A 17,275-nucleotide genomic window follows, 5' to 3' on the forward strand; every position below is an offset into this window, starting at 1 on the left:
TTTTCGTTGCGGCCTATTGCGCGCGCTGCATCAGCTCGATGCGGTTGCCGAACGGGTCGTTGACATAACATCTGCGGTAGCCGGCAAGCGGCTCGTCCTCGGCGGTCGTCACGCCGCCGGCTTCGAGCCTGAGGATCATCCGCTCGAGATCGTCGACCAAAAAGGCCGGATGGGCCTTGCGCGCCGGCACGAAATCCTGGTCGATGCCGAGGTGCAGGCGGATGCTGCCCCGCTCGAACCAGCAGCCGCCACGGCCAAGCAGATTGGCGGGCTTGACGACCTCCGTCAGCCCGAGCAACCCGCCATAGAAGCCGCGCGCCAAGTCTTCGCCGCCTTCCGGTATCGCAAGCTGCACATGGTCGATGGCAAGCAGCCGGCTGGCCGATCTGGCCTCGGGTCCGCCGTCCGTCATTGCGCGTGCAGGTGATAGATCTTGTTGACGATCAGCCAACGGCCGTCGATCTTCACCAGCGACAGGTAATCGGAGAAGCGCGCTCCGGCGAAGCTGTCGATGACCTTCACCGTGGCGGCGTCGCCGGTGATGTCGATCATCTGCACGTCCATTTCCGGCTGTGTTCCGGGTGGTGCCGCACCGGTATCGAGGATCGCCTTGATGAAGCCGTCACGCGTCATCCATTCGAGCGCGCCCTGGTAGTTGCCGATGATCGCCGCATCGGGATGGAACGCCTTGCGCAGCGCCCCTTCGTTGGCAAATGCCATGCCGTCCACATAGAGGTGCACCACTGCACTGATCGCCTGCTCGTCGGACATCCCGCTCCTCCCCAGTTGCTTGTTGCTCAGAGGTAGTGCGTTCAGCGGGAATTTCGATGGGCATTCTCTCCGCTGCGAGAGCGGAGAGAAATTTTGGCTCAACGATTGGTGAGTGCCAGCGAGGCGTCGGTGTAGCGTTTTCCTGCGACCAGGGTCGGCGAGAGTGCGTCGGACAGCCGGGTGGTTTCTTCGACCGTGAGCCGGATTTCCGCAGCGGCGGCGTTCTGCTCCAGATGGTCGAGCTTGCGGGCACCCGGGATCGGCACGATGAAATCGCCTTGGTTGATGACCCAGGCGAGCGCCAGCTGGGCGGCGGTCACGCCCTTCTCCTCGGCCAGCGCCTGCAGCGTCTCGACCAGTCGGACGTTGGCGTCGAAGTTCTCCGCCTGGAACCGCGGCAGCGAGCGGCGAAAATCGTCGGCTTCCAGATCCTCGGCTTTGCGGATCGCGCCGGTCAGCATGCCGCGTCCAAGCGGGCTGTATGGCACGAAACCGATGCCGAGTTCGCGGCAAGTGGCAAGCACGTCTTCTTCCGGATCGCGCGTCCACAGCGAATACTCGCTCTGCACCGCGGCGATCGGATAAACCTTGTGGGCGCGGCGGATGGTGGCGGCACTCGCTTCCGAAAGGCCGAGCGCGCGCACCTTGCCCTCGCGCACCAGCTCGGCCATGGCGCCGACGGTGTCCTCGATCGGTACGTCAGGGTCGACGCGGTGCTGGTAGTAGAGATCGATGACATCTGTGCCGAGCCGCTTGAGCGAGGCTTCCGCTACCGCCTTCGCATGCTCCGGCCGGCCGTCGACGCCCCTGATCGCCTGGACGCTCGGCACGCCGGTCTCGATGCGGAAGCCGAACTTGGTGGCGATGACCACCTTGTCACGCACCGGGCCGAGCGCCTTGCCGACGAGTTTTTCGTTCTCGAAGGGACCATAGACTTCGGCCGTGTCGAAGAAGGTGACGCCGAGATCGACGGCGCGCTGCAGCGTGCGGATCGATTCCGCTTCGTCCGCAGCGCCATAGGCGAAACTCATGCCCATGCATCCAAGGCCGATGGTGGAGACGGTAAGCTCACTTCCGAGTTTGCGGGTCTTCATGTCGTGTCCTTTATGGCTGCCATGCGTCGGAGCTAGCGCGTTGGGAGCGCACGTCTATCTTCCGAGGCATGAAATGGTGGGTGGCACCGCCGCCCACGCCCTTTTGTGGCGGCGCGACGGGTTCCTCTGTCTCATCGCCAGACGAGCTCCTCGCTTCGTCCTGACGCTGGCGACATGTGAAGAATAGGGCTCGATGGGGCAGCTGAAAATCACTGTCAATTCTCACGGGCTGTTCTATTATTTCGATCAATGAACAGAACACAGCTCTCCCAACTCGCCGTATTGGCCGCCGTCGCCGCCCACGGCAGCTTTCGTGGTGCCGCGCGCGAACTGGGTGTCGCACCTTCGGCCGTCAGCCACGCCATCGGCAGCCTCGAGGCGAGCCTCGGCATTCGTCTGCTGGCCCGTACCACCCGCAGCGTCGCCCCGACGGAGGAGGGGCACCGGCTGCTCGAACGGTTGGCGCCGGCGCTCGACGAGATCGCCCATGCACTGGAGGCAGCCGCCGACGCCCGCGAGCGCCCGGCCGGCAATCTGCGCATCACCGCACCGCGGTTCGCTGCCGATCTGATCCTGGCGCCGCGCCTGGGCGCCTTCCTGGATCGGTATCCCGAGATCGTGCTCGAAATCGCCAACGAGGACGGCTTCACCGATATCGTCGAAGAAGGTTTCGACGCCGGCATCCGGCTCGGCGAGAGCCTGGAGGCCGACATGATCGCGGTGAAGGTCGGCCCGGAGCTGGAAAGCGCCGTCGTCGCGTCTCCCGAATATTTCCAACGCTATGGCCGGCCGCAGCACCCGCGCGACCTCGCGCAGCATCGCTGCATCCGCCGGCGCTTCTCCAACGGCACCCTCTATCGCTGGGAATTCGAGAAGCATGGCGAGGAATTGACGGTATCGGTCGAGGGACCGCTGATCCTTGGCGAGGACCGGCCGATCATCAAGGCGACAATGGGCGGCGCCGGTCTCGCCTATCTCTTCCTCTCACGGGTCGAGACCGCGATTGCCGAAGGGAAGCTGGTGCGCGTCATGGAGGACTGGTGTGCGCCCTATGCCGGCCCCTATCTCTACTATCCGAGCCGCCGGCAGATGCGGCCGGCACTGCGCGCTTTCATCGACTTCTTCCGGCACAGCGGATAGCAGCCGGCGCAAAATCGGGTGGCGGGACGGGCCCGGATCTGGAATGCCATTGGTTTCGTGTATTGATGAGAGGAAGGCCTATGAAAAAGCCCGGTTCGATGAAGGGTCTTGAAGATCTCGGCCGGGTGCGGCTTTCTCGAAACTTCTTCTTTCGCGATTTCCTGCATTCGGAAATCGCCGACTTCTACCGTATCCCGAACATTCCCGATGATCCGGATCTGGCGATCGAGGCCGGGCGCCGTCTCTGCGAGGAACTGCTGGAACCGCTGGAAGCGACCTTCGGCCGCCTCGTCATCCGCTCGGGCTACCGCAACCGCGCCGTCAACGGCTTCGGCAATGCCAATGGGCTCAACTGCTCGACCAATGCGGCCTCTGCCGCCGACCACATCTGGGACATGCGCGATGCCGACGGGTGCATCGGCGCCACCGCCTGCATCGTCATTCCCTGGGTCTGGGATCGACGCGGCGAGATCGGCGACTGGCAGTCGATCGCCTGGTGGATCCACGACCATCTGCCCTACGCCTCGCTCTGCTTTTTCCCAAAGCTATGGGCTTTCAACATCCAGTGGCACGAGCGGCCGGCGCGCCGGATCATGAGCTTCGTCGAGCCGCGCGGTGTCCTGACCAAGGCCGGCATGGAGAACCAGGCCGGCCGCCACGCCGAGGCCTATGCCGGGTTTCCGGATTTGAGGGCCGCGCCGATATTCACCTTGTAGCGCACGTGCTCGTCGGTGCCGGAGTAGCGGTCATAGAGCCGCCGCGCCGTGGCATTGTCGGCCTCGGTGTACCAGTAGAGCCGGTCCCAGCCCTTCTCCTGGCAATGCGCAATGAGATCGTCGATCATCGCCCGCGCCACGCCCTGGCCGCGCGCTGCAGGATCGACATAGAGATCCTCGATGTAGCAGATCGGCCGGCGAAAGAAGGTGGCGAGCTGCTCCTGGCAGATCGCAAAGCCGACCACCTGTCCGTCGAGCATCGCCAGCCGCGCAAAGAGCGGTGCGGCGGGATCCATAAGCCTCTTCCAGGTGAGGTCGATGATGTCTTCGGCGAGATCGGTGCCGGAAAAGGCGACATAGCCAGCCCAGAGGCGGCGCCAGTCCGCCTCGTCGCCGCCAGTCGCGGCGCGTATCGTCAATGCCATTGTGTGGTTTTTGCTCCCGTCACTCACCGACGTCGTTGAGTTTTTGCACCGCCTCGTCCGACAACTTGAGTTCCGCGGAGCGAATGAGGCTTTGCAATTGCTCAAGGCTGGTGGCGCTGGCGATCGGCGCTGTGACGCCCTTGCGTGTCCGGATCCAGGCGAGCGCGATTTCCGCCTGGGTCGCGCCCGTGTCGGCCGCGATGTCGTCGAGAACGCCAAGGATGCGCATGCCGCGTCCGTCGAGATATTTCTCGACTCCGCTGCCGCGCACGGAGCCTTCGAGGTCCTTGTGGGTGCGGTATTTCCCCGAAAGGAAGCCCCTCGCCAGCCCGAAATAGCTGATGACGCCGATCTCCTCGGCGATGCAGAGGTCGCGCAGCGGTCCTTCGAATGCGTCGCGGTCGTAGAGATTATATTCCGGCTGCAGCACCTGATAGCGGGGCAGGCCCTGGTTGGCGGACACGTCGAGCGCCTCGCGCAGTTGCAGCGAGTTCAGGTTGGAGGCGCCGATCGCCCGCACCTTGCCTTCGGACAGCAGCTGGTCATAGGCCGCAAGCGTCTCCTCGTAAGGCGTGTCGGGGTCTGGCCAGTGCGAGAGATAAAGATCGATATGGTCGGTCTGTAGCCGCTTCAGCGAATCTTCGACCGCCTGCAGGATCCAGCGGCGCGAAAGCCCCTTGCGGTCGGGGCCGAGCTCCGAGCCGACCTTGGTGACGATGACGGCCTTGTCGCGCGACCGGCCCGACTGTTTCAGCCACTTGCCGATGATCGTTTCGGACTCGCCGCCCTGATTGCCGGGCGCCCAGGAGGAATAGACATCGGCGGTGTCGATGGCATTGAAGCCGGCATCGAAAAAGGCGTCGAGCAGCGCGAAAGAGGTCTTCTCGTCGGCGGTCCAGCCGAAGACATTGCCGCCGAAGACGAGGGGCGCGATTGTCAGGTCGGTGCGGCCAAGTCTCAGTTTTTCCATGGTTTCGCTCCATTGGACTGGATGAGGGCATGTTGCGATCGGGAGGATTGCGAAGGAAAGATAGGGCAGAAAAGCTGACATTGTCACCCGCCTTTCGGCAATTTTCTGCACGTCGTACTTCTTCGCCAAACCGCTCACTGCCGCTTGCTAGGTACGTACCTCGGCGCTAGTCTCTGCCACCAAATCAGGGAGCCTTGTCATGTTACGTTTCGGAATTCTGTCCACGGCCAGGATCGGCCGCGACCTCGTCGTGCCGGCCATTCAGGATGCGGAAAATGCCGTCGTCTCGGCTGTCGCCAGCCGCGACTTCGCCAAGGCCCGGGCAATGGCCGATCGCTTCTCCGCGCCGCACGCCTTCGGTTCCTACGAAGAGATGCTCGCTTCCGATGTCATCGATGCGGTCTACATTCCGCTGCCGACGGCGCAACATGTGGAGTGGTCGGTCAAGGCCGCCAATGCCGGCAAGCATGTGCTTTGCGAAAAGCCGATTGCCCTGCGCGCCTCTGAGATCGACCAGCTCATCGCCGCACGTGACCGCAACGGCGTCGTAATCGCCGAAGCCTTCATGGTCACCTATAGCCCGGTCTGGCGAAAGGTCCGCTCCCTGATCGCCGAAGGCGCGATCGGCCGGCTCCGCCACGTCCAGGGCGCCTTCACCTATTTCAACCGCGACCCCAACAACATGCGCAACATCCCGGCGCTCGGTGGCGGCGGCCTGCCGGATATCGGCGTATACCCGACGATCACCACCCGCTTCGTCACGGCCAAGGAGCCGGTGCGCGTTCAGGCAAACACCGATCGCGATCCGGAATTCGGCACGGATATCTATTCGAGCGTGCGCGCCGATTTCGGCGACTTCGAGCTGAGCTTCTACATCTCCACCCAGTTGGCGGCCCGCCAGGTCATGGTCTTCCATGGCGACAAGGGCTTCATTGAGGTGAAGTCGCCCTTCAACGCTGACCGCTATGGCCGCGAGGAAGTGGAGTTGACGAACCAGAACCACGCCCAATCCCAGCTTTTCCGCTTCCAGGACGCGCGCCAGTACAAGCTCCAGGCGGAGGCTTTCGCCCGCGCGGCCAAGGGCGAGGACGAGGAAGTGGTGACGCTGGAAAACTCCCGCCTCAATCAGAAATTCATCGACGCGATCTACCGCGCCAGCGCCAAGGACGGTTGGGAGACCATCTGATCAACGGAAAGGGCCCGCTGGTTTTGCCGGCAGGCCCGTTCCTCTTCATCTCCAGCGATCATCCCGTCAGGCAATCGCTGCCTGTTCCCGCGCAAGGCCGCGCAGCTTGAAGATCAGAAAGTCGGCGACCGTGATCAGGCCGATGACGATGAAGCCGATACCCGCGACAGTGAGGAACGGGTAAGCCGCGACCAGCAGTGCTACGCTTGCCACCTGCCAAAGGATGTCGCCAGCGATGCTGACGCGTGCCGCTGCTGCGACCGGCCCGCCGTTGCGCGCCGCGGCAAGGTGGAAGATCCCCCAAAATACCAACCCGACGCCGAGGATCTTCATCATCGGCGCTGTCGCGGCGGGGCTGAAGAGCGAAGCAAGCGGGGCGGCAAAAAGGATCAGCACGGCGCCGACGGCAAGAGAGTAGACGCCGTCGGCAAGGAAGGTCTTGTTGAGCAGGCTGCGGTTCGAGAGGTTCATCGTCGGCTCCATCGGTTTGTCGATGACCGGAGACTGCCGGTTCGGTGTCATCAAACCAATTACCTCTGAGGTAATGGATTTTACGACCGGCGCGCGCCACTCTCCGGCAGAACGGAGAATCACGATCCATGCAGTTTGGTGAACATCTGAAGGAATGGCGCGGGCACCGCCGCATGAGCCAGCTTGATCTTGCGGTTGCCGCCGGCATCTCGGCGCGCCACCTGTCCTTTCTCGAAACCGGCCGCTCGAAACCGTCGGAGGGCATGATCCTGCGGCTGGCCTCCGTGCTGGAAGTCCCCGCCCGCGACCAGGGCACGTTGTTTTCGGCAGCCGGCTATCGACCGCGCATGGCGACGCGGCCCGCCTCCGGGCTGGACGCCATGCCGCCGGTCGTTGCCAATGCCATCAGGCTGATCCTGGCGCGCCACGATCCCTATCCGGGGCTGGTGCTCGATCACGAGTATACGCTGCTGGTCGTTAATCCGGCGCTGGCGAGCCTCGCGGTTGCCGCCGACATTCCGTTCCAGCCCGGCGAGAACTTTCTTGACACGTTTCTCGGTAACGACAATGTGCGCAAGCTGGTCGTCAACTGGGAGGCCGCGGCCGCCGATCTGGTGCAGCGGGTCAGAACCGAAGCCTGGCTGCAGGGTCCCCGCAGCCGCCTCGGCAAGCGCCTGGAAAAAGCGGCGTCCAATCCGGCCGTGGCGCGTGCGACCGAAAACCATCCGGACACTGACCGGTTGCCGGTGCTGCCGATCGAGCTCGACATCGGCGGCTTGCGCTTAAGCTTCATCACCACGCTTCAGACCTTCGGCTCGACCCAGGATGCGCTGGTCGAGGGGGTGCTGATCGAATCCTTCTTTCCGGCCGACGAGGAGACCAGGGCGTTTTTCGAACGCAAGGGATGATCGGCTATCGGTCGCGCTCCAGGCCGATGGCAATCGCGCCGCAAATCATCAGCGCGACGCCCATGTTGTAAGCGCCGATCGCTGCCGCCGCCTGGATCCAGTCGCCGCTTGCGCCGGCAAGCGCCAGCAACCCCGTACCGGCAAACAGGCAGGCGCGGGCGGATTTGAGGCCGCATACGGCAATGCCGAGGGCGAAGGATGCGGTGACGATCATGAGGCCCGCTTATCCCCTTAGGAATTGATGATGATCATGCCGCTGATGATCAGCGCGGCGCCGAAGGCGTAGCGCAGCGTCACCGCCTCGCCGAGAAAAACGGCGGCAAGCAGCGGCACGATGCAGAAGGTAAGCGCCATGAAGGAATAGGCGATCGTCAGTGGCACCGACTTGATCGTGAAGATCCAGATGATCGTGCCGATGCCATAGACGGCGAGCGCAATCAGCAGGGTGGGGCTGAGGGCCAGAGCCAGGAGCCCCTGGGCACTGGCATTCCCGGTCTTCGCGCTTGTCAGCTTGAAGAGGATCTGCCCGGCCGAGATCAGCACCGGCGTGAAGAACAGCCCGAACCAGACGGTGGGCGTGAGATTGAGGTTCATCGCCATGCCTCACTCCGCCGCGGCAGTTCTGTCTTCGCAATAGAAGATATCGCGGCCGATATCGACGCATGTGTGCTCGGCCGGAACGGGATGCATCGCCCGCAGGAAGGAGTGGGTATAGGGAAAGAAATTGAAGTGCGGATTGAAGGTGTAGCGGTACTCGCGCTCGCGCGGCACGACGATGATCAGGCGCCGGCGGGTGACCCGGCGAAGCTCGGCGATCGCTTTGCGGTAGTCGAGAATGTGCTCGATCACATGCGTGCAGACGACCGTGTCGAATTCACCGTCCGCAAAGGGCAGGTCCTCGATCATCGCGGCGTGATATTCGATGCCTTCGATCCGGGCCGCATCGTCGATGGCGAAGTCGACACCGGCGAGGCGTTTAAGGTCGGGCTTGGCTTCCCGGATACGCTTCAACAGAACGCCGGTGCCGCAACCGACGTCGCAGACGCTGTCGCCGACGACGCTTGCCGCGATCTTGCGCACGCAGGCTTCGGAATTGTCGGTTCCCTCGTGCACTCTCGGGTGCTGCCGGTAGAGGTCCTCGTACTCGTTCGCCGACAGGAACGGCGCCCGTGCGCGAAAGTCGGCGAGGTGGGCGATGTGCTTGCCCCAGGCGAGGCTCGCCATGCCCTTGAACAGGCGCGAATCCCTGAGGATCGGCGGAATGACGTCTTCGATCAGGAAGCGTATGCGGTTGGTCGTTTCCCGGTTCATCCGCGGCGCTCCCGCACAATGCGTGGTGCCGACTGCAAGCCGGCTTCCTGGTCCTCGCCCCGGGGCAGGGCGACGCCGCTATCGACCTTCTCCAGCGGCGCGGCCCGTACCGGTGTCGCGATGTAGTGCAGCCGGAGCTGCTCGGTGCGGGCGCGCGAGACCGAATCGAGGATCAGGCCTGCGGTGAACATGATGATCGACATCATCAGCATGGCCAGCGCGAGGACCCAGGTCGGCATGCGCGGCACGAGGCCTGTGGCGAAATATTCGAGCAAGACAGGCATCATGAAGCCGATGCTCGTCGCAAAGAACGCCATGGCGATCACGCCGAAGAACGTGAAGGGCCGCGTTTCTTTCATGAGCATGGCGAAGGTCCAGAGGATCTTGGCGCCATCCTTGTATGTCGACAGCTTGGAATGGGAACCTTCCGGGCGCCGGCCATAGTCCAGTTCAAGCTCCGCGACCGGCAGTTTGAGACGCGAGGCATGGACGGACATCTCCGTTTCGATTTCAAAGCCGTTGGAAATCGCCGGGAAGCTCTTGGCGAAGCGGCGCGAGAGCACGCGGTAGCCGGAGAAGATGTCGTTGAAATCGGTGCCGAAAATTTCCCGGTACAGAATGTTGAAAAGCCTGTTGCCGAAGGCGTGACCCTGCCTGCCGGCATCGTCGTGAACGCCGCGCCGCGTGCCGACGACCATGTCGGCGCGCTCGGTGATCAAGGTGCGGATCAGGTCTTCCGCATCGGTCGGGCAATAGGTGCTGTCGCCGTCGGCCATGACATAGATGTCGGCGTCGATATCGGCGAGCATGCGGCGCACCACGTGCCCCTTGCCCTGCCGGCGTTCACGTACGACGGTCGCGCCGGCAAGCATCGCCTTCAACGCCGTGCCGTCGGTCGAGTTGTTGTCGTAGACGTAAATTCGCGCCGTCGGCAGTGCCGTCTGGAAACCCTCGACCACCTGTCCGATGGTCGATGCTTCGTTGTAGCAAGGCAGGAGAACGGCGATGTTGAAGCGGTCGAACATCAAGGTGGCTCGGTTGCTGTTGGATCGCGCCATCATAGGATCAGGGTGTTAACAAGACGCCAAGGTGCGCCGCGCGGGCCGGTCGAAGCGACCGGCCTCGCCGCCGCGCGCTTTACGCTTTCTTGATCGCAGGGACGTAAGATCCACGCGATCTAGAGGGCGGGAACCTATGTCGAGCGGAATGGCGGCACTACCGGAAATGGCGGCTACGCCCAGGCAGCGGCGGCTCTCGTCGAGCCTCCTTGGGATGGTGCTCGCCTATGGCGTGCCCACGGTTCTTTTCCTCGTCACCCAGTTCATGCGGGCGCCGGATTATCTCGGCCGCGACAATGACGATGCCATGCGCCTGGTCGAGGTGCGCGACCTCCTCGCCGGACAGAGCTGGTTCGACCTCACCCAGCCCCGCCTGGGGCTCGAGGGCGGAACGCTGATGCACTGGTCGCGCCTGATCGATCTGCCGATCGCCGGGCTCATGTTGATTTTTCGGCCTTTTGTCGGCGTGGAGCAGGCGGAAGTCCTGGCGCTTGCGATCTGGCCGATGGCGCTCGCGGTCGGGCTGCTTGCGGCGATGGGGCTCGCCGGACGCCGTGCCGGCGGCACGGTCGCCATGCATTTCTGCTTGGGGCTGACCGCGATCTTCATCGCCACCTCGAACCGTTTCCTCGGGGGGGGCATCGATCACCACAATGTGCAACTGGTGCTGGCCGCGGTCATGGCGGCGATGCTCGTCGATCGACGGTATCGTGCCCTAAACTATGCGCTTGCGGGAGCGGCGGCCGCACTCGCGATCGCCGTAGGTGCCGAAACCACGCCACTCGTGGCGGTCGTCTGCGCAATCGTTGCCTGCCAGTGGCTCTGGGCCGGCCAGACGGCCTCGCGTTCGACCGTCGCCTTCGGCCTGTCGCTGGCAGCCGGCCTCAGCGTCATCTTCTTTTCGACCGTGCCGCCGCGCCTCTATTTCGCCGCGACTTGCGACAATCTCTCGATCGCCTTCTATTCGCTGTCGCTGACGGGAGGCGTCCTCCTCGCGCTCGCCGCCGCCACTGTCAGCCACCGCGCGCCAGCGCTGCGCTTCGGCGCGCTCGCTCTCTGCGGTCTCGTCGTTGCCGCGGTCGCCCTGTCGGTGGCGCCGCAATGCCTCGGCAATCCACTGGCCGGTCTCGATCCGCTGCTCATCGAGCTCTGGCTCGACCATATCTCCGAAGCCCGTTCCGTCACGCTGATCGCTGTGCAGGAGCCAACCAATATCGGCGCCTACTATTTCACCGGCGCGTTTGCCTCGGCCATCTGCCTCTGGCGCATCTTGCGTCGCGATCGGATCGATCTCCATCTGGTGCTCCTTGCCTTGGTGCTTTCGAGCCTGGCGATCGCCCTCGTCCAGGTCCGCGGCATGGCATTTTCCAACCTGCTCGCCATCGTGCCGATGGCCCTGCTGCTTACCGACCTGCGTGCGCGGTCGAGCGGCGGAACGGCTGGCGCCCGCGCCTCCCTCCTCTATGTCGGAGCACTGCTCGTTTCCGTTCCGGCGATGTGGGCCGTTGCCGGAACGCTTGCGGAAAAGGGGATCAGCGGGTTTGCTGCCGCGGAAGCAGCGGTCACGAACGGCGAGGCGTGCCTGACCGACGCCGCCCTTGCCGATATTGGGCGGCTGGCGCCGTCGCTGGTCGTCGGACCGTCGGATATCGGCGCGACGCTGCTTCGCCGCACCGAACACCGCGTGCTCAGCGCGCCCTATCATCGCAATGCCGCCGGCATGCTCCGCGAACTGAAGATCGGCCTGGCCGAGCCTGGAGCCGCCGCCGTCCTGTTGCACCAGCTCGGGCAGCCGGTGCTCGCCTTTTGCGCCGTTGACGCTCAAACGCAGGTCATAGCTGCCCGCGCTCCGCGTGGTCTCTATGCGGATCTCGCCGCCGGGCGCGTGCCGGCATTCCTGTCGCCCCTGCCGGTTTCGAAAGGCTCGCCCATCCGGCTCTATACGCTTGCGCCTTGAGCGCCACGCCCCTGGCGCGTGGAAAGCGTGAGGGATGTGCTGGCCTTCGGCGAAGGGTGCGGTAAAAGAGGCGATGGCCTCTTTCTTCGACAGCGATTCTCCGAGCAACCTCACCGAATACTCGGTGTCCGAGCTTTCGGGCTCGATCAAGCGAACGGTCGAACAGGCCTTCGACCAGGTGCGCGTGCGCGGCGAAATCTCCGGCTATCGCGGCCCTCATTCGTCGGGCCACGCCTATTTCGCGCTCAAGGACGATCGGGCGCGCATCGATGCAGTCATCTGGAAGGGTACCTTCTCGCGCCTGCGCTTCCGTCCGGAAGAGGGCATGGAGGTGATCGCGACCGGCAAGGTCACGACCTTCCCGGGCTCGTCGAAGTATCAGATCGTCATCGAGACGATGGAACCGGCCGGCGCCGGCGCACTGATGGCGCTGCTCGAAGAGCGCAAGCGCAAGCTCGCCGCCGAAGGGCTCTTCGACGCCAATCGCAAGCGGCAGCTGCCCTATATGCCCAAGGTGATCGGTGTCGTGACGTCGCCGACCGGTGCCGTCATCCGCGACATCCTGCACCGCATCGCCGACCGCTTTCCCGTCCATGTCGTCGTCTGGCCGGTTCGCGTGCAGGGCGATGGCTCGGGTGACGAGGTTGCAGCGGCGATCCGCGGTTTCAACGCGATCGAGCCCGGCGGGCCGATTGCGCGGCCGGATGTCCTGATCGTCGCGCGTGGCGGCGGCAGCCTCGAAGACCTCTGGGGCTTCAACGATGAGGCCGTCGTGCGCGCCGCCGCCGCCTCCGGGATCCCGCTGATTTCGGCCGTCGGCCACGAGACGGACTGGACGCTGATCGACTATGCCGCCGACCAGCGCGCGCCGACGCCGACGGGTGCAGCGGAAATGGCGGTGCCGGTCAGGGCCGATCTCGAAGCCGGTCTCTCCGGCCTGTCGGCACGCCTCAAGTCGGCTGTTGGACGCCAGATGGACAATCGCCGCCAGGCGGTGCGGTCTCTGGCGCGGGCGCTGCCGTCGCTCGACCAGTTGCTGGCGCTGCCGCGCCGCCGTTTCGACGAGGCTGCACTCGGGCTCGGGCGCGGGCTCACGATGAACACGGCCAACAAGCGCCGTCAGTTCGAACGCGTGTCTGCCGAGCTGCGTGCCGATCTTCTCAAGGGCAAGCTTTCCGAGCGTCGCCAGCGCGTGGTCGACGCCATGAACAAGGCCGACCGCATCGTCGAGCGGCAAGTACATCGCGGCGAGGCGCGGGTTTCTGCGGCCGACGCTGCGCTACGCGCCTTGCCCTCGCGCCTCATCGGCCAGATTCATCGGGCATCCGATCGCGTCGCCGGGCTTGCTGCCCGGTCCGATGCGGCCGTGCGCGCAGACGTGCGACGCCTGCGCAGCGTCATCGTCGCCCAGGATCGCATCCTGCAGTCGCTTTCCTATCGCAACGTCCTGCAGCGCGGTTTTGCGCTGGTGCGCGATGCCGAAGGCGGGCCGGTGCGCCAGGCTGCGTCCGTCTCGGTCGGCATGACGCTCAGCCTGGAATTTGCCGACGGTCGCGTGTCGGCGATTGCCGGCGACGGGGAGGGCGAGCCAGGTTCTCCGCCGACGGCGCCCCGCAAGAAGCAGCCGAAGCCCGCAGACCCGGCGGGAGACCCGCCGAAGCAGGGCAACCTGTTCTAGCGCGTCATCACGCTGTCATGCCGACGACATAACGCCAGCGTTCGCAAGAAAGTGACGGAGCCCGGCATGGTCGAGCGAGCCAAGATTATCTTCATCCACGGCGCTTCCAGCAGCGGGAAATCGACGCTGGCGCGGGCGGTCCAGGCGCAGATCGGCGCGCCGTTCTGGCATGTTTCGATCGACCATCTTCGCGATTCGGGGACGGTGCCAATGGAAAGGTTCCGCCGCGGCGATTTTCGTTGGAAGGAACACCGGGCGCGTTTCTTCGACGGTTTTCACCGCTCGCTGGTCGCCTATGCGTCAGCCGGCAACAATCTCCTGCTGGAGCACATTCTCGAAGAGCCCGGCTGGGCGTCTGAGCTCGCGGTGATGCTTCAGCCGTTCGATGTGTTTTTTGTCGCGCTTCATTGTGAACGCGACGAACTCATCCGGCGCGAACGGCTTCGCGCCGACCGGCCGATCGGCAGCGCCGCAGATGATTTTCACCGCATTCACGTCGGACAGTGTTACGATCTGGAGCTTGGTCCGGGACAGGCCGCCGATGACGCCGCCGCGCAATTGATTTCCGCCTGGTCAGTGCGCCGCTCGCCCTCCGTCTTCGACACACTGGCGCTGGAAGCCCGGGCAGGATCGGGCAAATCCCCGTTCTGAAGAAGGCGGCTGCTGGCGGTCTAGGGAGCGAGCGTGTCGGCTCGCATGACTGCCTCCTCGGCGCGGCCTGACGGTCGCGAAAAACGGCATTGTATTCGGTTGATTTTTAAGCTCATTTTCCCGGCGACGGATCTTGATTCCAGATCGATATGTTAGGAACACCGCATGCGCATCCTGCTCGTGCTTGCCCACCCGCTCGAAGACAGTTTTGCCGCGAACGTGGCGCGTGAAGCGCGCGCCGCCTTGGAGGCGAGGGGACATTCGGTCGACTTGCTCGATCTCTATCGCGAGGATTTCGATCCGCGCCTCAGCGTCGCCGAGCGCGGCAGTTACTTCACCGACACCTATGATCGGTCAGGCGCGGCAGATTGGATCGGCCGGCTGCAGGCGGCCGATGGGCTGGTGCTCGTCTTCCCGCAATGGTGGTTCAATTTTCCGGCGATCCTGAAGGGCTTCTTCGATCGCGTCTTTGCGCCGGGCATCGCCTTCGACAACGACCCGGCCGGCGGCCGCATCATCCCGCGGCTCCACAATATCAAGCTCTTCTGGGCGCTGACGACGACCGGCTCGCCCTGGTGGGTGGTGCATCTCTACATGGGCAATCCGGTGAAGCGGCTTTTGAAGCGCGGCATCGCCGCCTTCTGCGCCAAGGGACTGAACTTCCGCATGCTCGCGCTGCACGACATGGACCGGGCGACCGACGCCAAGCGCAAGGCGCATCTGCAGCGTGTCCGTCGGCTTGCCTCCAGTTTGTGATCGCGGCTACTCGAAGGTCGCAAGATATTTGCGCAGCAGTGCGTTGAGCACTACGCGTTCCTCGGGCGACAGCGCGGAAACGACGCGATGCTGGTTGGCCACATGCGCGGTCGCGGCCTCGTCGACACGGCGCAAGCCCTCGTCCGTCAAGGCGATGATCACCCCCCGCCTGTCCTCGGGATTGGCGATCCGTTCGACGAGCCCGGCCTTTTCAAGCTGGTCGATGCGGTTGGTCATGGTGCCGGAGCTGACCATGGTCGTATCCAGAAGTTCTCCGGGCGAAAGCCGATAGGGCGGTCCGGACCGACGAAGCGTCGCGAGCACGTCGAAGCTCGACGCATTCAATCCGCGCTCGGAAAACGACTTTTCGATTTCCCGGGCGATATGTGTCGAAACCCGCGAGAGCCGGCCAAGCAGGCCCATGGCCGAAACATCGAGGTCCGGCCGCTCCCGGTGCCATTGGGCCAAAATCCTGTCGACGCGATCCATCAAAACCTCCATGCATTTATCTCAGCATAGAGTATCTTGACTTAGAGATAAACCGCGTTATCGTCATTTTATCTTGATATAGAGATTCTTGAGGTAAAGATATGACTTCGAACCGCACCGTCGACTTTGCCTTGACCGCGCTGGCACCGGCCATCTGGGGCAGCACCTATCTCGTCACCACAGAGTTCCTGCCGTCTGGCTATCCGTTAACGGTTGCCATGCTGCGGGCCCTGCCGGCGGGATTGCTCCTGCTCCTGATTGTGCGGCGCCTGCCGGACGGTATCTGGTGGCCGCGGACCTTCGTGCTCGGCGCGCTCAACTTCTCCTTCTTCTGGGCCATGCTGTTCGTTTCCGCTTACAGGCTGCCAGGCGGCGTCGCCGCAACCGTCGGTGCCGTTCAGCCGCTGATCGTCATCCTGTTGTCGCGCGTCTTCCTGGGCTCGCCGATCCGCCTGCTCAGCGTGGTTGCCGGCCTTGCGGGCATTGCCGGCGTCGCCCTGCTGGTGTTGACGCCGGGCGCCGCGCTCGATCCGCTCGGGGTGCTCGCTGGTCTCGCCGGAGCCGTCTCCATGGCCTTCGGCACGGTGCTGAGCCGCCACTGGGCGCCGCCGGTTCCGCCGCTCACCTTCACTGCCTGGCAATTGGCGGCCGGTGGCCTCATGCTCGTGCCGGTGGCGCTGTTCTTCGAGCCGTCGCTGCCGTCGCTGACCACCGCCAACGTCCTCGGTGTCGCCTATCTCGGCCTGATCGGCGCCGCCTTCACCTATCTGCTCTGGTTCCGCGGCCTGTCGCGCCTCGAACCTTCTGCCGTCTCGCCGCTCGGTTTCCTGAGCCCGGTCGTTGCCATCCTGCTCGGCTGGGGCGTGCTCGGCGAGCAACTGACGCCGGTGCAGGCGCTCGGCATCCTCGTCGTCTTCGTCAGCGTCTGGCTCAGCCAGCGCGCGCAACTCGCCCCGAAGGTGCGACCGGCGCGCGCCTGAAAGCAGGGCTTGCAACCGCAGCGCATGCGCTTCACATTGCCGGCAACGTCAATCCTCAAAGAAGCGCACGCCCTGATGACCGAGCATCTGACGCCAGCGCACTATTCCGATCTCCTCCGTTTCGCGAGGCGGCAAAGCCGCCGTGCGGCCGAAGCGGAGGATTTGCTGCATGAGGCGCTGATCGTCGCGCTCAAGGCAGGGCGTTTTCCAACCGGCGGCGATCGCGCCTGGTTCTGCGGTGTTCTCCGCAAGCTCGCAGCGATGCAGGCGCGCACCGCTGCTCGCCGTTTGCGCCGCGAGCTGCAAGCGGACGTTCCCGAAGTGGAAGAGCGGCGCTCTGGCGATCCGCTGGCGTTCGCCGTCACGCTTTCCCCGAGCCTCAGGATCGTGATGCTGCTGGCGATCGGCGGCCACAATCGCCTCGAAATCCGTCATCTCCTCGGCATTTCCGATGAAGCGCTGCGCCAGCGCATCCTGATGCTGCGCCGGGCCTGGCGCGATGCCGGCCATGTCGAGATCAATCTGGAACTGACCGGACTTCGCTATCCGCTCGAAAGCGGCCGTATTCGTCAGGCCCTCCTGCCGGTCACCCGCGGCGGCCGCGCCGCCTTTGCCAGCCACGATCCGGACGGCCATCTCTTCGCGATCAATTTTTCGCCGCGCGCGTCTCACGAAACGGCAACCGGCGGCAACAAGCCGGAGTAACAAACACAA

The 17,275-nt window shown here is 64.3% G+C and carries 21 protein-coding genes; 10 read left to right on the forward strand and 11 right to left on the reverse strand.

What is annotated here, in order from left to right:
• Positions 1–13: 13 nt before the first annotated feature.
• From IB263_RS01020 to IB263_RS01030, 3 genes are all read right to left on the reverse strand, one after another.
• The gene (locus IB263_RS01020; protein WP_049810926.1) at positions 14–412 is read right to left on the reverse strand and encodes a VOC family protein; all 399 of its coding nucleotides are present in this window, start codon (positions 410–412) and stop codon (positions 14–16) included.
• On the reverse strand, positions 409–771 hold the full coding sequence (locus IB263_RS01025) for a nuclear transport factor 2 family protein (protein WP_029742445.1): 363 nt from the start codon (positions 769–771) through the stop codon (positions 409–411). The genes IB263_RS01020 and IB263_RS01025 overlap by 4 nt, the downstream gene beginning before the upstream one ends.
• A gap of 98 nt (positions 772–869) precedes the next feature.
• Complete coding sequence (locus IB263_RS01030; RefSeq protein ID WP_029742446.1) at positions 870–1,865, reverse strand: aldo/keto reductase; 996 nt, start codon at positions 1,863–1,865, stop codon at positions 870–872.
• A gap of 249 nt (positions 1,866–2,114) precedes the next feature.
• Between IB263_RS01030 and IB263_RS01035 the strand changes: the two genes are divergently transcribed.
• Together IB263_RS01035 and IB263_RS01040 are read left to right on the forward strand one after the other, a co-directional pair.
• On the forward strand, positions 2,115–3,005 hold the full coding sequence (locus IB263_RS01035) for a LysR family transcriptional regulator (RefSeq protein WP_029742448.1): 891 nt from the start codon (positions 2,115–2,117) through the stop codon (positions 3,003–3,005).
• Positions 3,006–3,085: 80 nt separating this feature from the next.
• Entirely contained in the window at positions 3,086–3,721 is a 636-nt protein-coding gene (locus IB263_RS01040) for a hypothetical protein (RefSeq protein ID WP_029742449.1), read from the forward strand.
• On the opposite strand, the gene IB263_RS01045 is transcribed toward IB263_RS01040, so the two are convergent.
• Complete coding sequence (locus tag IB263_RS01045) at positions 3,673–4,146, reverse strand: GNAT family N-acetyltransferase (RefSeq protein ID WP_029742450.1); 474 nt, start codon at positions 4,144–4,146, stop codon at positions 3,673–3,675. The genes IB263_RS01040 and IB263_RS01045 overlap by 49 nt on opposite strands.
• 19 nt (positions 4,147–4,165) lie before the next feature.
• A complete protein-coding gene (locus IB263_RS01050) occupies positions 4,166–5,116 on the reverse strand; it encodes an aldo/keto reductase (protein WP_029742451.1) in 951 nt (316 codons plus the stop codon).
• Between the two features lie 199 nt (positions 5,117–5,315).
• On the opposite strand from IB263_RS01050, the gene IB263_RS01055 reads away from it, so the two are divergent.
• Positions 5,316–6,302 (forward strand): Gfo/Idh/MocA family protein, encoded by a 987-nt coding sequence (locus IB263_RS01055; protein WP_029742452.1) that lies wholly within the window; start codon positions 5,316–5,318, stop codon positions 6,300–6,302.
• 66 nt (positions 6,303–6,368) lie between these two features.
• On the opposite strand, the gene IB263_RS01060 is transcribed toward IB263_RS01055, so the two are convergent.
• Positions 6,369–6,824, reverse strand: coding sequence for a hypothetical protein (locus tag IB263_RS01060; protein ID WP_051659679.1), 456 nt, complete (start codon positions 6,822–6,824; stop codon positions 6,369–6,371).
• A 77-nt stretch (positions 6,825–6,901) separates the two neighbouring features.
• Here IB263_RS01060 and IB263_RS01065 point away from each other — a divergent pair, with 77 nt between their 5' ends.
• Complete coding sequence (locus tag IB263_RS01065) at positions 6,902–7,681, forward strand: helix-turn-helix domain-containing protein (protein WP_112976953.1); 780 nt, start codon at positions 6,902–6,904, stop codon at positions 7,679–7,681.
• Positions 7,682–7,685: 4 nt separating this feature from the next.
• Here the strand turns inward: IB263_RS01065 and IB263_RS01070 are convergent, their stop codons facing one another.
• The 4 genes from IB263_RS01070 to IB263_RS01085 are packed head-to-tail and all read right to left on the reverse strand — an operon-like array spanning position 7,686 to position 10,050.
• On the reverse strand, positions 7,686–7,895 hold the full coding sequence (locus IB263_RS01070) for a hypothetical protein (protein ID WP_192437369.1): 210 nt from the start codon (positions 7,893–7,895) through the stop codon (positions 7,686–7,688).
• Positions 7,896–7,912: 17 nt separating this feature from the next.
• Positions 7,913–8,281 (reverse strand): transporter, encoded by a 369-nt coding sequence (locus tag IB263_RS01075; RefSeq protein WP_234798717.1) that lies wholly within the window; start codon positions 8,279–8,281, stop codon positions 7,913–7,915.
• A gap of 3 nt (positions 8,282–8,284) precedes the next feature.
• A complete protein-coding gene (locus IB263_RS01080; protein ID WP_029742895.1) occupies positions 8,285–8,992 on the reverse strand; it encodes a class I SAM-dependent methyltransferase in 708 nt (235 codons plus the stop codon).
• Positions 8,989–10,050: a glycosyltransferase family 2 protein gene (locus IB263_RS01085; protein ID WP_049811024.1), complete on the reverse strand. Its 1,062-nt coding sequence runs from the start codon at positions 10,048–10,050 to the stop codon at positions 8,989–8,991. Before IB263_RS01085 ends, IB263_RS01080 begins: the two co-directional genes overlap by 4 nt.
• Positions 10,051–10,186: 136 nt before the next feature.
• On the opposite strand from IB263_RS01085, the gene IB263_RS01090 reads away from it, so the two are divergent.
• From IB263_RS01090 to IB263_RS01105, 4 genes are all read left to right on the forward strand, one after another.
• Complete coding sequence (locus IB263_RS01090; protein ID WP_029742897.1) at positions 10,187–12,007, forward strand: hypothetical protein; 1,821 nt, start codon at positions 10,187–10,189, stop codon at positions 12,005–12,007.
• A gap of 73 nt (positions 12,008–12,080) precedes the next feature.
• Positions 12,081–13,685: an exodeoxyribonuclease VII large subunit gene (gene xseA / locus IB263_RS01095; protein WP_192437372.1), complete on the forward strand. Its 1,605-nt coding sequence runs from the start codon at positions 12,081–12,083 to the stop codon at positions 13,683–13,685.
• Positions 13,686–13,751: 66 nt separating this feature from the next.
• Positions 13,752–14,336, forward strand: a complete 585-nt coding sequence (locus tag IB263_RS01100) for a chloramphenicol phosphotransferase CPT family protein (protein WP_049811022.1) — start codon at positions 13,752–13,754, stop codon at positions 14,334–14,336.
• A 165-nt stretch (positions 14,337–14,501) separates the two neighbouring features.
• Positions 14,502–15,092, forward strand: a complete 591-nt coding sequence (locus IB263_RS01105; RefSeq protein WP_029742900.1) for an NAD(P)H-dependent oxidoreductase — start codon at positions 14,502–14,504, stop codon at positions 15,090–15,092.
• A 6-nt stretch (positions 15,093–15,098) separates the two neighbouring features.
• Here the strand turns inward: IB263_RS01105 and IB263_RS01110 are convergent, their stop codons facing one another.
• Complete coding sequence (locus IB263_RS01110; RefSeq protein WP_029742901.1) at positions 15,099–15,593, reverse strand: MarR family winged helix-turn-helix transcriptional regulator; 495 nt, start codon at positions 15,591–15,593, stop codon at positions 15,099–15,101.
• A gap of 89 nt (positions 15,594–15,682) precedes the next feature.
• On the opposite strand from IB263_RS01110, the gene IB263_RS01115 reads away from it, so the two are divergent.
• Positions 15,683–16,561: an EamA family transporter gene (locus IB263_RS01115; RefSeq protein WP_192437374.1), complete on the forward strand. Its 879-nt coding sequence runs from the start codon at positions 15,683–15,685 to the stop codon at positions 16,559–16,561.
• Positions 16,562–16,636: 75 nt separating this feature from the next.
• Positions 16,637–17,266 carry an RNA polymerase sigma factor gene (locus IB263_RS01120; RefSeq protein WP_134885645.1) on the forward strand — a complete coding sequence of 210 codons (630 nt, stop codon included), beginning with the start codon at positions 16,637–16,639 and terminating at the stop codon, positions 17,264–17,266.
• Positions 17,267–17,275: the final 9 nt, after the last annotated feature.

Source organism: Ensifer sp. ENS03 (genome assembly GCF_014852035.1).
Taxonomy (GTDB): Bacteria; Pseudomonadota; Alphaproteobacteria; order Rhizobiales; family Rhizobiaceae; genus Ensifer; species Ensifer adhaerens.